We start from the raw sequence: 17247 nt of genomic DNA, 5'->3' as shown, positions 1-17247 counted from the left end.
AGAATTGTGGAAAATGAAAGTAAGAATATTTTGTCTAGACACACATAGTCTTAAATACGGGTATTGTAATTAGCAAGGTTGATGTGTCCTGGACTGATATTCTTAACATTCGCCATAGCAGTTCGATCACCTAGTAGATTTTATTTTCCCAATTTATGTGGGGGGATTTAAAACCTTTTAATTTTAAATCGATATGTGGATACATACCACTAGCTATTTTGAGGCTAATTACTAAAAGTTACCTCAACATACTCTAAAATTGACAAATGTTAATTTTTTCGTAAAAAATGCGTTTTCGGCATCTCTAGTTAAGATTATAGAGTAAACAGCTCATTAACCATAGGCATGACGGTATACACGCTGCTATGGCAATATGTTAAAGTTGATGTAGTTTAAAATTCCCAGTCAATCCAACTAACCCATGCTACTATCCTTGTAGAGCATAAAAATGGGTTCATACCTTGGTTTGAATCGAGATAAAACCTAAAGTTGTTTTTCCAAAAAGTAAAAGACTGCTGCTGACTAAGGCTAAAGAAAGTATAAACTCCCATGAGCGATCAAAATCCCTACGAGAAACTTGGGGTATCAGAAGATGCTAGCTTCGATGAAATTCAGGATGCTCGTAATCGCCAATTGGAGCAATACAATGGCGATGCCAAGAGTCTAGAGCTGATTGAAGTAGCTTACGATGCGATCTTAATGGATCGCCTACGGATGCGCCAGGAAGGTAAAATTAAAGTACCTGAAAGAATCAGGTTTCCAGAATTGCGAGTGCAATTGCCTTCAAAAGAAAGTGCCACACCTCGCGAGCAGTCGCCTGCATGGCTGCAACGAATACTCGACCAGCCCGCGCCGAGAGATATACTGTTACCTGGAGCTTGGTATTTGGGTTTAAGTACCATTAGTGTATTTACCCAGTCCGCAGGCAATCAGGTTTTACAGTTGGCTTTAGTGGTAGGTGTAGGAATCAGTATTTACTTTCTCAAACGTAAGGAAGGCAAGTTCGGTAGAGCAGTGTTATTAACGCTGGTTGGTTTAATTGTTGGCTTAATTGTCGGGGGGCTACTTGCTAGCTGGCTATTACCGCAAATCAACTTTGGACAGCTAACGTCTGATCAGTTCTCTACAGTGCTGACATTTATATTGTTATGGCTGATTAGCAGTTTTCTACGTTAAACTGATGAATTTTTGGAATTCTGGATTGATCAATAGACATTTTTGCTCAAGAATGTAGGGACAATTCATGAATTGTCCCTAGACAAGGGGAGAAAAAATTATATTTAAATTCGGTCGCTGTCCACTGTTTAGCGATTATCTCTCTTAGCTGATTCTGACTGGTGAGGATTCGAGGATAAGTTTGACAGCTGTACTCAAATCCGGAACAATTAAGTCGGGTTGGTAGATTTCTAATTGAGTGCGATCGCGAATCCCAGACTCTACAGCCATCACCTTAATACCGTGTTTTTTCGCCGCCGCAATATCTGCTTCTGTATCCCCAACCATCCAAGTATCGGCTGCTTCGGGAAGTTCTGCTAATGCCCGTTCCATCAGCAAGGGCTTATCTTCAATGTCACTAGTTTTAACATAGTCGTTTTCCAGGCAATAACAGCGATTTTCTGGGAAAAAATTGTCTAAGTCGTATTTTTTCACAGCATAATCTAATTCCTTCACCCGACGCATTGTCATCACAGCCAAATCAATTCCAGCCTGTTGAATTTTTAACAGTGCCTCTACAGCACCTGGGATGAGGCTATCATGCTGAAAATAAGTGTCTGTGTGTACGGTTTTTCGTCGCAACTGGGCAAATTCTTGGGCTTGCGTGGCATCCAAACCAGAGTTTAAGGCAATTTGTCTTTCTGGGACACGCGATCGCTTGAATTGCCAAAATTCAGCTTTGTTAAGTTGTTGCACAGATTGTTCGGGATAGCGGATTTTCTCCAAACAAAATTGATAAACACGGTAATACCGTTCAGAGACATCCATAATCGGACCGTCGAAGTCCGTGATTAGTCTTAGCATCGGCGGAATTTGTGAACTTTTATGACAATTATCTCATTGGTTATTGCAAAGTGCCGCGTTTAATTTGCTCACTTTCAATGGCCTCAAATAAAGCCCGAAAATTACCTTCCCCAAAACCTTTAGCTTGATAACGGCGTTCAATAAACTCAAAGAAAAAAGTCGGTTGTCCAAAAATCGGCTGAGTAAAAATTTGTAGTAAGACTGCATCTTCGGCATTTTCTTTCCAGTCCACCAAAATTTCTTGTTGAGCGATCGCCTCAAGTTCCAGCGCTGAGAGAGGGAATCCGGGGCGCTGTTGAATCTGTGTGTAGTAGGTTTGGGGAACCGAGAGTAAAGATAAACCACTGGCGCGAAATTGCGCGATCGCACTAATTAAATTCGGAGTCCCCAAGGCGATGTGTTGAATTCCTGACCCCCGATTCACATCCAGAAATTCTTGAATTTGGGAATTACGGGAAGCTGGCTCATTAATCGGTAACTGTACGCCACCGTTACGGGAAACCATGACTTGGCTATATAAAGCAGAACGGTCGGTTTGAATTTTAAAACTTTGCTGGGGTTGAAAATCGAGAACTTTTTCATACCAAGCAACAGCCGACTCTAACTCACCCACTGCCACATTCAGCACTATGTGATCTATACCACTAAAAGTATGATCTGTTGTTTGTGGTGCATCATCCGTTGTCACTTCTGAACTTTCAATCAACGTATGAGACAACCCACCCCAAGCGGCAATTTTGCCACACTTGCGGCAGATATCACCAAACTGCTTTGACTGAATGGGTTGGATGACAGTAGCCCCGTGTAATTGAGCCAGTGCGATCGCACCTTCCACATCTTCCATCACAAAAGCCACATCTGCTACCCCAGGGGGATGTTGGCACAGAAACGCCGCTACCGGACTCGTAGGCAATAAAGCTGAAGACAGCAAAAAGCGAACGATACCGTTACTCACAACTTCCGTACAAGTGTGAACCGAACTGATACTACTATCTACTGCTGTAAACCCTAGGTGGTGTACAAACCAATCTCGCCAGACTTTGGCATCTTCGACATAGAAATGAACGTGATCGATTTTCATAAATCCTGAGAATCCAGCCCAACAGCTTAACTATCTGTAATTTTTGCTTTTTTTGCTAGATTATCAAGTTTTCCCATATTAATCATATATAGCATTTCCTCGTCTGTGGTAAATTAATTCTTGGTGTTTGTAGAGACTTAATTCATTGCGTCTGCTATACCAGTATGCAGAGAATGAGAATTTAACGTAAAGCGACTTGCCATGATTTCCCATTTTGCTTCAGGTTAAAAGATTTACACGACTGCAAAAATTTAATAAAATTACCGGTCAACTTTAAAGATTTGATTTGCTCATTTATCCGCTTACCATAGCGCTGACTAAATTCAACACCCAACGGGCTAATATCAATGTAGCTTGCTGGAGATTGTATCGTTAACTCTTGGAGAATAGCTTTGAGTGCTTTTTCCAAATCTGCGGCGGAATTAATACTAGCTAATAAGGGAGATTTGTTCGCACTACTTAAGGAAATATTTTCTTTGCTATTGAGCGCTAGTGACTGATTCACTTGAAATAGAGTTATGTATAATTCCGAAGTTGCATCAACTTGGTGAATTGCAAAATCAGCCGGATGGTTAATAAAAATCTCTCTAACTTTTTTCCCTGGTAAATGCTGAGAAACGACTTGAGCTATGGTTAAATTATATTTAGTTTTGAAAACTTTAGAAAGAGTGGAAAGTTGAACCCAAATAATCTGATTCTGTTCTTGTTCTGCTTTGATCAACTGTTTGATTTGCTGAATAAAAATTTCAATAGTCGGAATTTCAGGAGTAGCTTTAGGAAATTGTGTAATTTGTTTACCTGTAGAGCTATTCAATACTATCAGGACTTCTCCTTTTTTGCTCACCTGATAGACCATTAATCCATTTTGCTGAAGATGGTTGCACAGATTAGTCATCACCTTATCTGAGGAACAAACTATAACTTCTTTAGCATTAGCATAACGTTCATGTACTGACGAACCCAACGCAATCATTTTACCATCAGCATTATCTTTGCCGACAGGAACGTGAATTAATTCGTATCCACGCTGATGTAATTCTTCATCTCGTTTACCCATTTTAGACCAATTAGCAAAGGCAATCTTCACTTGCAGAGGATAGCTAGAAACTGTGGTTAAAAACTTCTCCATTTTAGCGTTGAGTTGTAGGTTTTCTGCATCTAGCAATAAAATAGCGATCGCTGGAGGAGAAAAAGAGCTTGTTAGAGGCTCAAACATATATCAATTATTTGATTCAATAAAATTTAACGCTGTGATTCACTCATTAATGATTACTTCTAGATTACAGAAGGCTGGCGAAGCAGAGAAACTCGGAACTAAAAAAAGTATTAAGTATTCTTTAATCATTGGTATCAGTGTAGCATTGTCTGCAAAATTGCTTATTTTTTTTGTTTGACTCAGCTATGAATGCAGATTTATATTGAGATTGTCTCCAGTTAGTACTTCGGTAAGCTACAAAAACTCACTCAGGATGCTGCTGTAAAGTCGGCATAATTTTCAATTAAGATGGGCAAAAACATAGTCGCGGGTACGAGAATCAAGAGGAGTACTAAATATTTTTTTTGTAGTCCCAAATTCAACTATTTCACCAATGCGATTTTCATTACCATGAAAGAAAGCTGTGAAATCAGATAAGCGAGTAACTTGTTGTAAGTTGTGACTAATAATTACCATTGTTAATTCTGAACGCAAGCGCAAACTTTGGATTAAACTCTCAATTTTCATGCTAGCATTAGGGTCAAGAGCAAAACAAGGCTCATCCATAAGGATAATTTGTGGTTTAACTGCCAAAGCACGAGCAATACAAAGTCGCTGTTGTTGACCTCCAGAAAGGTCTAAAGCCGACTTATATAATTTAGTTTTCACTTCTTCCCAGAGGTCAGCATCTTTAATGGCAGATTCTACAATCGCGTCTAATTCTGCCTTTGGATGCCACCCCAAAATTTTTACGCCATAAGCCACATTATCGTAAACGCTCATAGGAAAAAGATTCGGTTTGGGGAGTACCATACTTACTTGGCGGCGGAGCCGATTTAAGTTTACCCGACGCTCATAAATATTTTGATTGAAAAATTCTACCCTACCTTCAATCCGTACTTTTGGTTCTAATTCAATCATGCGATTGAGGCATTTAATAAAAGTAGATTTTCCACAACCACTTGGTCCAATAATTGCAGTTACTTTACTCTGATAAATATCCATTGAGATATTTTCAAATATTTTTTGTTGATTGTAATAAAAAGTGAGATTCTTGACTTTGATGGCTGGATTTAGTTTATTCATGCTAAAAAAGTTGTACAATAAATATTGACTAAACAAAGCAGCAAAAATAAATATTCCTGTTTCGTTTTTCGTGAAGTCAATATGGACTTGTCATAGTTAAGAATAAAGGCACAATAACGGAAGCTATTACTCATGCATTGATGACTACCCAGCGTTAAAATAAATGCTCGTTCTGGCATCGTTTAATTAAAGGCTGCTTTTTTCTAAGTTAATCAAATGTGTTATGCTTATTTAATACAGTTAAAATCAAGCAGATAACACTAGGTAATTTTCTGGACACCTAATGAGTTTTGGTTGAAATAGTAGATTTATTACCTTAAATTGTCATCTGATTATCCCATTCCTTGTGAGTCCTGTCAGGAATATAATAATTTTTGGTGTATTCAGTCCATAGATATAAGTGGATTTGCTGAAAATGTAGTCAGGATGCTAAACTAACATATCTCCATTTTTTAACGAGATGTGAGCAGATATAGGTTATGTTCCCAGAATAGCAGCTTGCTGTTAACTTATGTATTATTTGTATAAATTATATAATTACTATAAAACTGTATTGCACAAAAAAGTAACTATATATAAACGCATATAAGCATCAACGAATTTTTGAGTTAATTAAATATAAAAAAATCAAGTAATACCCGACTTCACCAAGAAATCGGGTATCTGGGTTTTGTACTATCTGCAACCGTCTATTTATTTATGAAGCTGATTTTGATAGTACACCAAGGCTAATCTTACCTTTACGCTTGAGAGTTACTGCGCCTATTCCTAAAGCTAGCAAGCCAAGGGTGGTAGTGGGTTCTGGTACTGTCTCTACCTTGATTACAAAATTATTAAAGCCTGCTTGACCACCATTACTTGAAAAGTTCAATTGGTAATTGCCTGGTTTGGTATAAAAGTTAGTAAGCTCTATGGATGCTGTCTCTCCTGTAGATGCAGATAAAAGTTCAAAAAAGGTAGTTTCATCTTCTGAGTCGTTAAAGAGACTTAATTTAAATTCGCTAGTCTCAGAACCTGTAACAAATGCATAATCGAAGTGTGCGAACACAGACTTGAATTTCTTAGGTTCAACGAAAGGAGAATTTACTGAAATAGCTGTTCCTACTCCCTCAAACAGAATGAAATCATCTTTGAAAAAATCATCAAACAGTAGGTTATTGGGAGCCGAAAAAGAGGTATCATCGCTAAGGGTATAGGTGTTTAAAGGTATATTAATATTGAAAGCTGCCGCGTGGGATGCTTTAACACTCAAAAGGCTGGATAAACCAACTATACCGACAAAACTTGCAGTTAAAGTTGCTTTTCTCATTAATTGATTATTAGACATTGATATCTACTTCTCCAAAGTTGACAATCGAAAGCAGACTTAAACACAAATCAAAGGGAATCTACTGACTCTGCTGGTTTGTTATTTAAAGCGTTAACCCGTGTATTAACTTAACAAATTGCATAAATCTACGGTTAAAGGCAACAAGCACATTCTTAATTTATACAAAAAATATATTGTCAGCAAAACAACACAAAGTCTAAAAGCTAATGGGGATAAGTTTTTTAATTATTATTTATTAGTAGAATAAAATTAAGTTTATAAAATTTTAGTGAAGAGAAAATCGTTATATTACTATTAGTAAAATTATTTAAATAATCTAATTGTGTAACAATTTGTTAAAAATTAATATTATAAATCAATACGGTTCAGTTAAGAAAATTGTAGGTTGGGTTTCACTTCGTTCTACCCAACATTTCCATGACTTTATTGGGTTGCGCTGCGCTTAACCCAACCTACGTAGACGTTGACTTTTAGGCTTAACTGAACTGTATTGTATTATAAATACCAATTAATATAGAGGAATCCTATTTAATTTTTGATAGCTTGCGTGGCGTAGCCATACAAAACTTTGTACACCTAAATTCCCTGAAACCCTTTTGCGTATTGCCTTTTGCTTTTTACCTGACTACGTAAACCTCGTCTAGGTTGAGACCCGTAGTTTTTAGTAAAGATGGTGAGATTGCTTCCTTACGTCGCAATGACAAAAACTCCACTTTTCATGATGGACAAGGTTTAAATAATTTCAGATATCAAACCGGATTGCTATATAAAAACGCTCTAACCAAAACGTCCGGAAACATAGTCATGGGTGCGGGAATCTAGGGGGTTGTTAAATATTTGATTGGTAGCACCAAATTCAACCATTTGACCAATACGACTTTCATCGGTGCTGAAAAAAGCTGTGAAATCTGACACACGAGTGGCTTGCTGCATATTGTGAGTCACAATGGCTATCGTCAATTCAGAACGCAAACCTTGGATTAGTTCCTCAATTTTCATAGTAGCAATGGGATCAAGAGCCGAACAAGGTTCATCCATTAGCAATACTTTTGGTTTGACGGCTAAAGCACGGGCAATGCATAGTCGCTGTTGTTGACCACCAGAAAGACTTAAAGCTGATTTATTTAATTTATCTTTGACTTCATTCCAAAGTGCAGCTCCTTTCAGCGCAGATTCTACTACTGCGTCTAATTCCATCTGTGAACATCTGCCAGCTATTCTGATACCATAAGCAACATTTTCGTAAATACTCATGGGGAAAGGATTTGGTTTTTGGAACACCATCCCAATTTGGCGGCGTAATCGATTTAAATTGATGCGAGGGTCATAAATATTCTGACCCAAAAATTCTACACGACCTTCTACTTTGATCGAACCTTCTAATTCACCAATCCGATTCAGACTCTTGATGAAGGTTGATTTGCCACAACCGCTAGGGCCAATTAGTGCAGTTACTTGATTCTGATAAATATCTAATGATACCTGATCAATTGCTTTAGTATTACTGTAGTAAAAGCAGAGGTTTTTGACTTGAATAGCTGGAGTTAATGTGTTCATTTCTTATATAAGTTTACTATCAAATTTGCAATATTTTTACTTAATCTTTCTTTTACGAGTAACTAAGCGAGAGATAATGCTAACAAATAAAATCAAGCCCAGTAGGACTATAGAAGTAGTCCAGACTAATTGATGTTTCTGCGGGTCGGGGTCGTTGTAAAGGTTATAAATTAAGACTGGTAAGGAAGCTGTCGGGCTGAGTAATCCTTCTGACCAATCTAGGCTAAACAAAGCTGTAAAAATTAGGGGTGCTGTTTCTCCGGATGCACGGGCGACGGCTAAAAGAATACCTGTAGTAATTGCAGGTAAGGCAGCAGTAACTACGATGCGAAAAGTGGTTTGCAAGCGATTACCCCCTAAAGCTGCGGAAGCTAGGCGTTGCTCTGTAGGAACTAGTTTTAAAGCTTCTTCGGTTGTCAGGACAATCACAGGTAGCATGATTGTAGCTAAAGCAACGCCACCAGCGATCGCACTAAATTTTTTAGTGATTAAAACGATGATACCGTAAGCAAATACACCCACAATAATGGAAGGGACACCAGTGAGAATATTCGTGATAAAACGCACAAACTTAGCTGTTGGGTTAGTCCGACCAAATTCGGATAAAAATATACCTGTTAATATGCCGACAGGAACACTTAATAGTGTCGCAATACTCACGATTACTGCTGTTCCTAGAATGGCATTACCAAAACCAAAATCAATCACAGGATTGACAAACATTTCTAGCTTGAGTCCAGATATTCCCCGTGTGATAATTTCCCAAAGAATGGATAATAAAGGAATTAAAGCTACAACTGTGAATCCTAAAGCGATCGCATTCATTAAATAAGTAAATAACTGCCTTGATTTTGGCAAAGGCTTAAATAATTCATTATCTAGATATGCTTCAATTTGGGACTTATGATAACCACTCATATTTATATAACTTCGTAATATTTAATATTTGATTCATCTCTTAGCGATTCTTTTTACCAACCCACTCTACCAGGAGGACAGCACCAATATTCACAAACAGAGTCACTCCAAACAAAACTAATCCTAGATAAGTTAAAGCCCCAATATGTAATCCTCGCTCGGCTTCGGCAAATTCATTGGCTATCACAGACGGTATTGTATAACCTGGATCTAATAAAGAAGCACTAATTTGAGAAGAGTTACCAATTACCATAGTCACAGCCATTGTTTCACCCAAAGCTCTGCCTAAAGCCAGCATTGCTGCGCTGACAATTCCCGAAAATCCAGCAGGTAGCAATACTCGAAAAATTGTTTCCCAACGGGTACTACCCAAAGCCATAGATGCACTACGTAATTCTTTAGGAATTGCCAATAATACATCACGGCTAATAGCTGCTATTGTGGGCAGAATCATAATTGCGAGGATAATTCCCGCAGTTAACATATTTGTGCCTACAGGATATTCTGAATTAAAGAGTGGTATCCATTTAAAATAATTGGCTAGCCACATTTGTAAAGGTTCTAAAACTGGAATAAAAATAAAAATTCCCCATAAACCAATAATTACGCTGGGAATTGCGGCAATTAATTGCACCACAAATGCCAGAGTTGTTTGTATAGAAACTGGCAAAAAATTTTCGCTAGTAACTAATGCAACTGCTAAACCTACAGGGAAAGCAAATAAAATGGCGATCGCACTGCTGACCAGCGTTCCATAAATATAAGGTAAAGCACCAAAAATCTCATTATTTACATCCCAATCTTGCCCCCATAAAAACCCTATACCAAACTTAGCAATAGCTGGTCGAGCTTCTTTAAAAATGATCCAACTCATCACAAACAGTATCGCCACAGTAATTGCAGCAAAAATATAGACGAGCCATCTAAAGCCTTGGTCAAACCAATCTTTTATGCCATCTTTCGCGATCAATTTAAGATTTTCATCATTTAGAGGTAATGAATTATTGTAGGGTGAATTAGATAAATTTTTCATGAAAAAATTCAACAAAATAGATGATTTTAGATTAATAGGGTGAACCAATAGCCCACCCTGACTAAATAAACAATTAAGATGGTTAATTATGGTTTAACAGTACTATTTACTGTCTGCAATACCCGATTTGCTACTGCGGGGGGAATTGATGTATAGTTCGCTTGAGCATTCAATTTTTGCCCATCAGTCAACACCCAATTAATCCATTTTCTCACAGCATCCGCTTTAGCAGCATTAGGATACTGTTTATAAACCATCATCCAAGTCAGACCCACAATGGGATAACCTTGTGCTGGATCTCCGGCAAAAGTACGGAAATTATCAGGAAAAGTCACAGATGCTAAAGCTGCGTTTGCAGACTGCAAAGAAGGAGCAACAAATTGTCCAGCTTTATTTTGCAGCACTGCTGATTTGAGTTTGTTTTGGGTAGCGTAGGAATATTCTACATAACCAATAGCACCAGGTGTACGAGCAACTAAAGCAGCTACACCAGGATTACCCTTACCTCTGAGGACATTGGGCAAATTCCATTTGGGAGCAGTACCAGTTCCAACTCTACCTTTAAAATAACTGTTGATTGAACTTAAGTGGTTGGTAAAAATAAAAGTTGTACCGCTACCATCAGCGCGCACAGCAAATCTAATTGGTTGGTTTGGGAGATTTACGCCAGGATTATCAGCTTTAATTTTGGCATCACTCCAGTTAGTAATTTGACCAGAAAAAATAGCAGGTAAAGTAGTACGAGATAATCTGAGGTTGTTAACACCAGGCAGATTATAAACGACGGAGACAGCACCACCTGCTGTCGGTACTAAAATCACACCATTCTTGACTTTAGCCATGTCACTGTCGGTCATAGCAGCATCACTACCGCCAAAGTCAACGGTTCCAGCAATTGTTTGCCGAATACCACCACCACTACCAATTGCTTGATAGTTAATTCTCATATTTGGAAATTTCTTTCTTACTTCACGAGCGTATCTTTCATACAAAGGTGCGGGAAAAGTTGCGCCTGCACCATTAAGAGTTTGAGCTTGAGCAGGTGCTGCACAAATAGAACCAAGGGCAACAGCAGTGGTGATTACTGAAGTAGTAAATGCTCGCTGCAAAATGGTGGTGGGAAAATTCATGTTACCTCTGATTTTAAGGTTTGATTTATAACATCAGATTAATTTGTTCAATATTAAGTTTAGTTTAAGCATATATTAATAAAGATTTAAACTATTATTAAAAAATGGTTTATAGGAACAAATATCAATCAAACATAAGGTTAAAATTCTCGATTTTTTTAGTAATGTCATTAAAAAATGGCATGAATAAAATTTATTTTTGTGCCAACACCTGATGGTTATAAGACAAAAACAAAACCAACAGGGGTAACATGACAAGACCACCTGCCGCCTCGGTATGTATATCATCGCCATGTTTGCAGAGGGTAGTGCTTACTTGTCACAAATAACACCTATCCTTAATGGTGAGTTTAGAGCGGTGAGAGTTTTTCGGGTTGCCAAATTTTGTTATGCTCTGCAAGGTGCTTTGAGCCGACAGCCTAGTGTTGGTTGATAATGAATAATAATAAGAGAAGGCTTTACATTTCTTAAATATTCACCTTTATTAGCGCAATGGCAAGAGACTTACGGGGATTCATCAAAATTCTAGAAGAAAGAGGACAATTAAAGAGAATTTCGGCTTTAGTTGACCCAGAATTTGAAATTGCAGAAATTTGCAACCGGATGCTGCAACAAGGTGGACCAGGGTTGATATTTGAGAACGTCAAAGGGGCATCCTTCCCGGTGGCCATAAATTTGATGGGAACGGTGGAAAGGATATGCTGGGCAATGAATATGGAGCATCCAGAGGAGTTGGAAACTCTGGGGAAAAAGCTGGGGATGCTGCAACAACCAAAGCCACCCAAAAAGATTTCCCAAGCGATTGATTTTGGGAAGGTGCTGTTTGATGTGGTGAAGGCTAAACCAGGACGAGACTTTTTCCCAGCTTGTCAGCAAGTGGTAATTCAAGGCGATGATTTAGATTTAAATAAATTACCGTTGATTCGTCCTTATATAAATGATGCTGGTAAGATTATCACTCTGGGGTTGGTAATTACTAAGGATTGTGAGACAGGTACGCCAAATGTGGGTGTGTATCGCTTGCAACTGCAATCTCAAAATACGATGACTGTTCACTGGTTATCTGTGCGCGGTGGGGCGAGACATTTACGCAAAGCTGCTGAACGTGGTAAAAAGTTAGAAGTGGCGATCGCACTGGGTGTAGATCCTTTAATTATCATGGCAGCTGCAACACCCATTCCTGTAGATTTATCAGAATGGTTATTTGCTGGACTTTATGGTGGTTCCGGTGTGAACTTAGCCAAGTGTAAAACCGTAGATTTAGAAGTTCCCGCAGATTCAGAGTTTGTTTTAGAAGGGACAATTACGCCAGGGGAAGTTTTACCAGATGGTCCGTTTGGTGATCACATGGGTTATTACGGTGGGGTAGAAGATTCGCCATTGGTGCGGTTTGGGTGTATGACTCACCGCAAAGATCCCATTTATTTAACCACATTTAGCGGTCGTCCACCTAAAGAAGAAGCGATGATGGCGATCGCACTCAATCGGATATACACTCCTATTCTGCGGCAACAAGTCTCTGAAATTGTCGATTTCTTCTTACCAATGGAAGCTTTAAGTTACAAAGCGGCAATTATTTCCATTGATAAAGCATATCCAGGACAAGCACGACGGGCTGCTTTAGCCTTTTGGAGTGCCTTACCCCAATTTACCTACACCAAATTCGTGATTGTTGTGGATAAAGATATAAATATTCGTGATCCGCGTCAAGTCGTCTGGGCGATTAGTTCCAAAGTTGACCCCACGAGGGATGTGTTTATTTTACCGAATACACCCTTTGATACCTTAGATTTTGCTAGTGAGAAAATTGGTTTAGGTGGACGCATGGGAATTGATGCGACGACCAAGATTCCACCGGAAACAGATCATGAATGGGGTTCGCCCTTAGAATCAGATCCAGATATTGCAGCGATGGTAGACAAAAGATGGGCTGAATATGGTTTAGCAGATTTAAAGTTAGGAGAAGTCGATCCGAATTTATTCGGTTACGATATGCGGTAAAAAATATTCCATTCTTAGCCCCCTCCCCGCAAGCGAGGCTACCGTGTACACACAAGTGATCTGATCCCCCTAAATCCCCCTAAACCCCTTCGGGGATGCGCCTTCGGCGTAGAAAAAGGGGGACTTCAAGAAATTCCCCCCCCCTTTTCAAGGGGGGCTAGGGGGGATCGAAACGCTGTTAGGCAACTTGATAAGACTTGTGTGTACACTATAGGCAAGCGAGGAGGGGGAATTAGAATTTTCTTGGTGATTCATTTTGGTGATCAGAACTACCAACTGTGGGCTGTTCCTCGTTTATAACGTTCGCCAGTAAATGGCTGTACACCAATCATCGGATAAGCATCATCTGTGGGGCTAAAAATTCGCATTACAGCTTCTGAAATATACTGCATGATGCTCATAAATATTTTTGAAATAGCCATGATGAGACTCCTTTTTTGAGTCGCGTTAATTGTTATGTATCTACTTTATTTCTGATATTCTTAACTAAGTGAAAATCGCAATATATTGCAAATATCTGCAATAATTCTTCCAGTATCTTTGCAATACTTTAGCTAATAGGTAAGTTGAACTTTGACTTTCAATTCTTAAGTATGCATCATACTCTAATTTTAGCAAAATTTTGTCCAAAAATATTGTTGAAATTCACTATTACAATATATTAAATAATTGTATGTTTTAGGATTAAAATCTTCTATTTAGCCCAGTGACGGCAATATAGGACTTTATGGGTTTTAGAGTTGACATTATTTATAGTAAAATCTACCATAATAAAAGTAGCATTCTTCTAAGGACGCTCTTGCATGGCAACTTTTCCAGACTGGGACGGCGAACTTAATCTCTGTGCGGCTGATTACAGCCTGTTAACTGACCTTTACCAGCTCACAATGGCAGCTTGTTATACAGGCGAAGGTGTAGAACAACGACGGGCTAGCTTTGAATTGGTTGTCAGACGCTTGCCAGAAAATTTTGGCTATTTAATAGCTATGGGGCTAGAGCAGGTTTTGCAATATTTGGCAAACTTTCGCTTTAGCCCTCAGCAAATACAGGCTTTACAGGGAACGGGGATTTTTGCTCATGCAACCGAAAGCTTTTGGTCACTCTTAGCAAAGGGGTGTTTCACTGGTGATGTCTGGGCAGTATCAGAAGGAACAGCCGTATTTGCTAATCAGCCATTATTGCGGGTGGAAGCACCTCTTTGGCAAGCACAAGTAGTAGAAACTTATTTACTGAATACGATTAATTATCAAACCTTGATTGCTACCAGGGCGGCACGCCTCCGTGATGTTGCGGGGGCAGAAGCCACACTTTTGGAATTTGGCACGCGCAGGGCATTTAGTCCCCAAGCCTCTTTATGGGCGGCGCGGGCTGGATTGGCTGGGGGCTTAAATTCTACTTCTAATGTGTTAGCAGCGCTACAACTGGGAGAACAGCCAAGTGGTACGATGGCTCACGCTTTAGTTATGGCACTGTCAGCAATGGCAGGTAGTGAAGAACAGGCTTTTACTGCCTTTCATCGCTATTTTCCCGGTGCGCCATTATTAATTGATACTTATGATACTATTGCTGCGGCACAGCAGTTAGCGGCGAAAGTCAATGCTGGCGAAATGGAATTAACTGGGGTGAGGTTGGATTCTGGAGATTTAGTTACTTTGTCAAAACAAGTGCGATCGCTTCTCCCTCATGTATCAATTTTTGCCAGTGGCGATTTAGATGAATGGGAAATTGCCAGACTCAAAGCTGCTGATGCCCAAATTGATGGCTATGGGCTGGGAACGCGATTAGTTACGGGTGCGCCTGTCAATGGCGTTTATAAACTCGTGGAAATCGATGGTATCCCGGTGATGAAAAAGTCTAGTGGTAAGGTGACTTATCCCGGACGCAAGCAAATTTTTCGCTCGTTTGAGGGAGGTAAGGTAAAGGCTGATCAGTTGGCGTTAGTAGATGAAAGCAATGTCTTGGGATCACCTTTGTTGCAGTTGGTAGTCAAGAATGGTGAACGCTTGCTTCCACCGGAAAGTTTACAGGAAATTCGTCAACGCACTGCGGCTACTGTGGCTAGTTTACCCCTAGAAACTCGGCGTTTGGATGATCCTGTGGGGGTAGAGGTGGAGATTTCTGCCCAGTTGCAGGAGTTGATTTGTAATTCGTAGTTTGTAATTCGTAATTCGTAATTCGTAATTCGGACGGATTTTGTTTTTAAAATTGGGATAAATTATGAGAATTGCTTTGTTTGGTACTAGTGCTGACCCGCCGACGGCTGGACATCAAAAGATTCTGAGGTGGTTATCTGAGCGTTATGATTGGGTAGCAGTTTGGGCGGCTGATAATCCTTTTAAGTCTCATCAAACACCTTTGGAACATCGGGCTACAATGCTGCGATTGTTAATTACGGATATTGATACTTCGACTCCGCTCAGTAACCAGACTCCACGGCAAAATATTGCTTTGGAACAGGATTTGAGTAGCTTCAGAACTCTGGAAACTTTGGAAAAAGCCAAGTCTCGCTGGGGTGACGATGCTGAGTTTACTTTGGTGATTGGTTCTGATTTATTGCATCAGTTACCGCGCTGGTATCACATTGAAGATTTGTTACAGCAAGTGCAACTGCTAATTGTTCCCCGACCAGGATATGCCATAGATGAGTATAGCTTGGAAGCAGTGCAAAATCTGGGCGGTCAAATTGCGATCGCTAGCTTAACTGGTATAGATGTCTCTTCCACAGCCTACCGTGAACATGGAGATACTCAAGCCCTAACTCCCCCAATTGTCGCTTATATTCATCAAGAGCATTTGTACAAATGCCAGGACGCAACCACAAAAAGTTACCAATTCAATTAAATCAACAACCTTTGGCCGATTTTAAGGTTGGTGTTGATAATGTCATTTTTTCTGTAGATACTGCCCAAAATCGGCTGTTAGTTCTGTTAATCATGCGACAGCAGGAACCATATTTAAATTCTTGGAGTCTTCCCGGTACTTTAGTTCGTCAAGGAGAATCTTTAGAAGATGCGGCCTATCGCATTATGTCCGAGAAAATTAGAGTCAATAATCTCTACTTAGAACAGTTATACACCTTTGGCGGTCCCCATCGTGACCCCAGAGAAGCTACTGGTAGTTATGGTGTTCGTTATCTATCTGTTAGTTATTTTGCCCTGGTAAGATTTGAAGAAGCAGAATTAATTGCTGATAAAGCCACGGGAATTGCTTGGTATCCAGTTAAAAATGTCCCAAAATTAGCTTTTGATCACAATGAAGTGTTGGCTTATGGACACAGACGTTTACGAAATAAGTTAGAGTATAGCCCGGTGGCTTTTGATGTTTTGCCAGCTAGCTTTACATTAAATGATTTGTATCAGTTATACACCACAGTTTTAGGTGATAATTTCGCCGATTATTCTAACTTTCGGGCGCGATTACTCAAGTTAGGTTTTTTGTCCGATACAGGAATCAAGGTATCACGGGGTGCTGGTCGTCCGGCTAGTTTATATAAGTTTGATGCTGATGCTTTTGCACCTCTGAAAGATAAACCTTTAGTTTTTATTTGACTACCAAAATTTCAGGAAATAAATTTATGAAAGCAGCCCAAGAATGTGCAAATATTCAGGAAATTCGGACTGAAATCGATACAATTGATCATGAGATTATCAAGGCTTTTGCTCAACGCTTTGAATATGTGAAAGCAGCAGCCAAGTTCAAAACTAATGAAACAAGTGTGAAAGCCCCAGAAAGGTTTAATGCGATGTTACAGCAAAGAAGAGTTTGGGCGGAAGCAGCAGGTCTAAATCCCGACGTAATTGAAAACTTATATCGAGATTTGGTTAGTTATTTTATTGATGAAGAGTTGAAAAATTGGCATTCTAATTAAGTAAAATAGAAACCAAATAGAAACAGGGA

16 protein-coding genes are annotated in these 17247 nt (G+C 39.3%); 6 read left to right on the top strand and 10 right to left on the bottom strand.

The window, feature by feature from the left end; translation table 11 throughout:
• Positions 1-549: 549 nt before the first annotated feature.
• Positions 550-1176, top strand: coding sequence for a CPP1-like family protein (locus ACM0OW_RS07745; protein ID WP_414549444.1), 627 nt, complete (start codon positions 550-552; stop codon positions 1174-1176).
• 144 nt (positions 1177-1320) lie between these two features.
• Here ACM0OW_RS07745 and ACM0OW_RS07740 read toward each other — a convergent pair whose 3' ends face one another.
• The 9 genes from ACM0OW_RS07740 to pstS all read right to left on the bottom strand — a co-directional run bounded on the left by ACM0OW_RS07740 (position 1321) and on the right by pstS (position 11349).
• Positions 1321-2019: an HAD family hydrolase gene (locus tag ACM0OW_RS07740; RefSeq protein WP_414549443.1), complete on the bottom strand. Its 699-nt coding sequence runs from the start codon at positions 2017-2019 to the stop codon at positions 1321-1323.
• Positions 2020-2059: 40 nt separating this feature from the next.
• Positions 2060-3100 (bottom strand): 4-hydroxyphenylpyruvate dioxygenase, encoded by a 1041-nt coding sequence (gene hppD / locus ACM0OW_RS07735; protein ID WP_414549442.1) that lies wholly within the window; start codon positions 3098-3100, stop codon positions 2060-2062.
• A 181-nt stretch (positions 3101-3281) separates the two neighbouring features.
• Positions 3282-4316 carry an NYN domain-containing protein gene (locus ACM0OW_RS07730; RefSeq protein WP_414549441.1) on the bottom strand — a complete coding sequence of 345 codons (1035 nt, stop codon included), beginning with the start codon at positions 4314-4316 and terminating at the stop codon, positions 3282-3284.
• 279 nt (positions 4317-4595) lie between these two features.
• Positions 4596-5381 (bottom strand): phosphate ABC transporter ATP-binding protein, encoded by a 786-nt coding sequence (locus ACM0OW_RS07725; RefSeq protein ID WP_414549440.1) that lies wholly within the window; start codon positions 5379-5381, stop codon positions 4596-4598.
• 697 nt (positions 5382-6078) lie between these two features.
• Entirely contained in the window at positions 6079-6708 is a 630-nt protein-coding gene (locus ACM0OW_RS07720; protein WP_414549439.1) for a PEP-CTERM sorting domain-containing protein, read from the bottom strand.
• 780 nt (positions 6709-7488) lie between these two features.
• A complete protein-coding gene (gene pstB, locus ACM0OW_RS07715) occupies positions 7489-8268 on the bottom strand; it encodes a phosphate ABC transporter ATP-binding protein PstB (protein WP_414549438.1) in 780 nt (259 codons plus the stop codon).
• Positions 8269-8304: 36 nt separating this feature from the next.
• Complete coding sequence (pstA, locus tag ACM0OW_RS07710) at positions 8305-9186, bottom strand: phosphate ABC transporter permease PstA (RefSeq protein ID WP_414549437.1); 882 nt, start codon at positions 9184-9186, stop codon at positions 8305-8307.
• Between the two features lie 40 nt (positions 9187-9226).
• A complete protein-coding gene (gene pstC / locus ACM0OW_RS07705; RefSeq protein WP_414549436.1) occupies positions 9227-10219 on the bottom strand; it encodes a phosphate ABC transporter permease subunit PstC in 993 nt (330 codons plus the stop codon).
• 86 nt (positions 10220-10305) lie between these two features.
• Complete coding sequence (pstS, locus tag ACM0OW_RS07700; RefSeq protein WP_414549435.1) at positions 10306-11349, bottom strand: phosphate ABC transporter substrate-binding protein PstS; 1044 nt, start codon at positions 11347-11349, stop codon at positions 10306-10308.
• Between the two features lie 492 nt (positions 11350-11841).
• Here pstS and ACM0OW_RS07695 point away from each other — a divergent pair, with 492 nt between their 5' ends.
• Positions 11842-13350 (top strand): UbiD family decarboxylase, encoded by a 1509-nt coding sequence (locus ACM0OW_RS07695; protein WP_414549434.1) that lies wholly within the window; start codon positions 11842-11844, stop codon positions 13348-13350.
• A gap of 269 nt (positions 13351-13619) precedes the next feature.
• Here ACM0OW_RS07695 and ACM0OW_RS07690 read toward each other — a convergent pair whose 3' ends face one another.
• Positions 13620-13772, bottom strand: coding sequence for a nicotinate phosphoribosyltransferase (locus ACM0OW_RS07690; RefSeq protein WP_414549433.1), 153 nt, complete (start codon positions 13770-13772; stop codon positions 13620-13622).
• 381 nt (positions 13773-14153) lie between these two features.
• On the opposite strand from ACM0OW_RS07690, the gene ACM0OW_RS07685 reads away from it, so the two are divergent.
• The 4 genes from ACM0OW_RS07685 to ACM0OW_RS07670 all read left to right on the top strand — a co-directional run bounded on the left by ACM0OW_RS07685 (position 14154) and on the right by ACM0OW_RS07670 (position 17218).
• Positions 14154-15503: a nicotinate phosphoribosyltransferase gene (locus ACM0OW_RS07685; protein ID WP_414549432.1), complete on the top strand. Its 1350-nt coding sequence runs from the start codon at positions 14154-14156 to the stop codon at positions 15501-15503.
• 64 nt (positions 15504-15567) lie between these two features.
• Positions 15568-16191, top strand: coding sequence for a nicotinate-nucleotide adenylyltransferase (locus ACM0OW_RS07680; RefSeq protein WP_414549431.1), 624 nt, complete (start codon positions 15568-15570; stop codon positions 16189-16191).
• A complete protein-coding gene (locus ACM0OW_RS07675) occupies positions 16152-16898 on the top strand; it encodes an NUDIX hydrolase (protein ID WP_414549430.1) in 747 nt (248 codons plus the stop codon). Before ACM0OW_RS07680 ends, ACM0OW_RS07675 begins: the two co-directional genes overlap by 40 nt.
• 26 nt (positions 16899-16924) lie before the next feature.
• Positions 16925-17218: an isochorismate lyase gene (locus tag ACM0OW_RS07670; RefSeq protein WP_414549429.1), complete on the top strand. Its 294-nt coding sequence runs from the start codon at positions 16925-16927 to the stop codon at positions 17216-17218.
• Positions 17219-17247 lie beyond the last annotated feature (29 nt).

Origin of the sequence: Anabaena sp. CCY 0017, from assembly GCF_963920885.1 — a bacterium.
In the GTDB taxonomy this organism is placed as follows: Bacteria; Cyanobacteriota; Cyanobacteriia; order Cyanobacteriales; family Nostocaceae; genus Nodularia.
Note: the sequence above shows the minus strand (reverse complement) of the source record. Positions and strands in the feature narration are given on the sequence as shown.

Bases quoted from the DNA above. Each gene is read 5' to 3' on its own strand.
- ACM0OW_RS07745 (WP_414549444.1), top strand. From the start codon at position 550: ATGAGCGATCAAAATCCCTACGAGAAACTTGGGGTATCAGAAGATGCT.
- ACM0OW_RS07740 (WP_414549443.1), bottom strand. From the start codon at position 2,019: ATGCTAAGACTAATCACGGACTTCGACGGTCCGATTATGGATGTCTCT.
- hppD (WP_414549442.1), bottom strand. From the start codon at position 3,100: ATGAAAATCGATCACGTTCATTTCTATGTCGAAGATGCCAAAGTCTGG.
- ACM0OW_RS07730 (WP_414549441.1), bottom strand. From the start codon at position 4,316: ATGTTTGAGCCTCTAACAAGCTCTTTTTCTCCTCCAGCGATCGCTATT.
- ACM0OW_RS07725 (WP_414549440.1), bottom strand. From the start codon at position 5,381: ATGAATAAACTAAATCCAGCCATCAAAGTCAAGAATCTCACTTTTTAT.
- ACM0OW_RS07720 (WP_414549439.1), bottom strand. From the start codon at position 6,708: ATGTCTAATAATCAATTAATGAGAAAAGCAACTTTAACTGCAAGTTTT.
- pstB (WP_414549438.1), bottom strand. From the start codon at position 8,268: ATGAACACATTAACTCCAGCTATTCAAGTCAAAAACCTCTGCTTTTAC.
- pstA (WP_414549437.1), bottom strand. From the start codon at position 9,186: ATGAGTGGTTATCATAAGTCCCAAATTGAAGCATATCTAGATAATGAA.
- pstC (WP_414549436.1), bottom strand. From the start codon at position 10,219: ATGAAAAATTTATCTAATTCACCCTACAATAATTCATTACCTCTAAAT.
- pstS (WP_414549435.1), bottom strand. From the start codon at position 11,349: ATGAATTTTCCCACCACCATTTTGCAGCGAGCATTTACTACTTCAGTA.
- ACM0OW_RS07695 (WP_414549434.1), top strand. From the start codon at position 11,842: ATGGCAAGAGACTTACGGGGATTCATCAAAATTCTAGAAGAAAGAGGA.
- ACM0OW_RS07690 (WP_414549433.1), bottom strand. From the start codon at position 13,772: ATGGCTATTTCAAAAATATTTATGAGCATCATGCAGTATATTTCAGAA.
- ACM0OW_RS07685 (WP_414549432.1), top strand. From the start codon at position 14,154: ATGGCAACTTTTCCAGACTGGGACGGCGAACTTAATCTCTGTGCGGCT.
- ACM0OW_RS07680 (WP_414549431.1), top strand. From the start codon at position 15,568: ATGAGAATTGCTTTGTTTGGTACTAGTGCTGACCCGCCGACGGCTGGA.
- ACM0OW_RS07675 (WP_414549430.1), top strand. From the start codon at position 16,152: ATGCCAGGACGCAACCACAAAAAGTTACCAATTCAATTAAATCAACAA.
- ACM0OW_RS07670 (WP_414549429.1), top strand. From the start codon at position 16,925: ATGAAAGCAGCCCAAGAATGTGCAAATATTCAGGAAATTCGGACTGAA.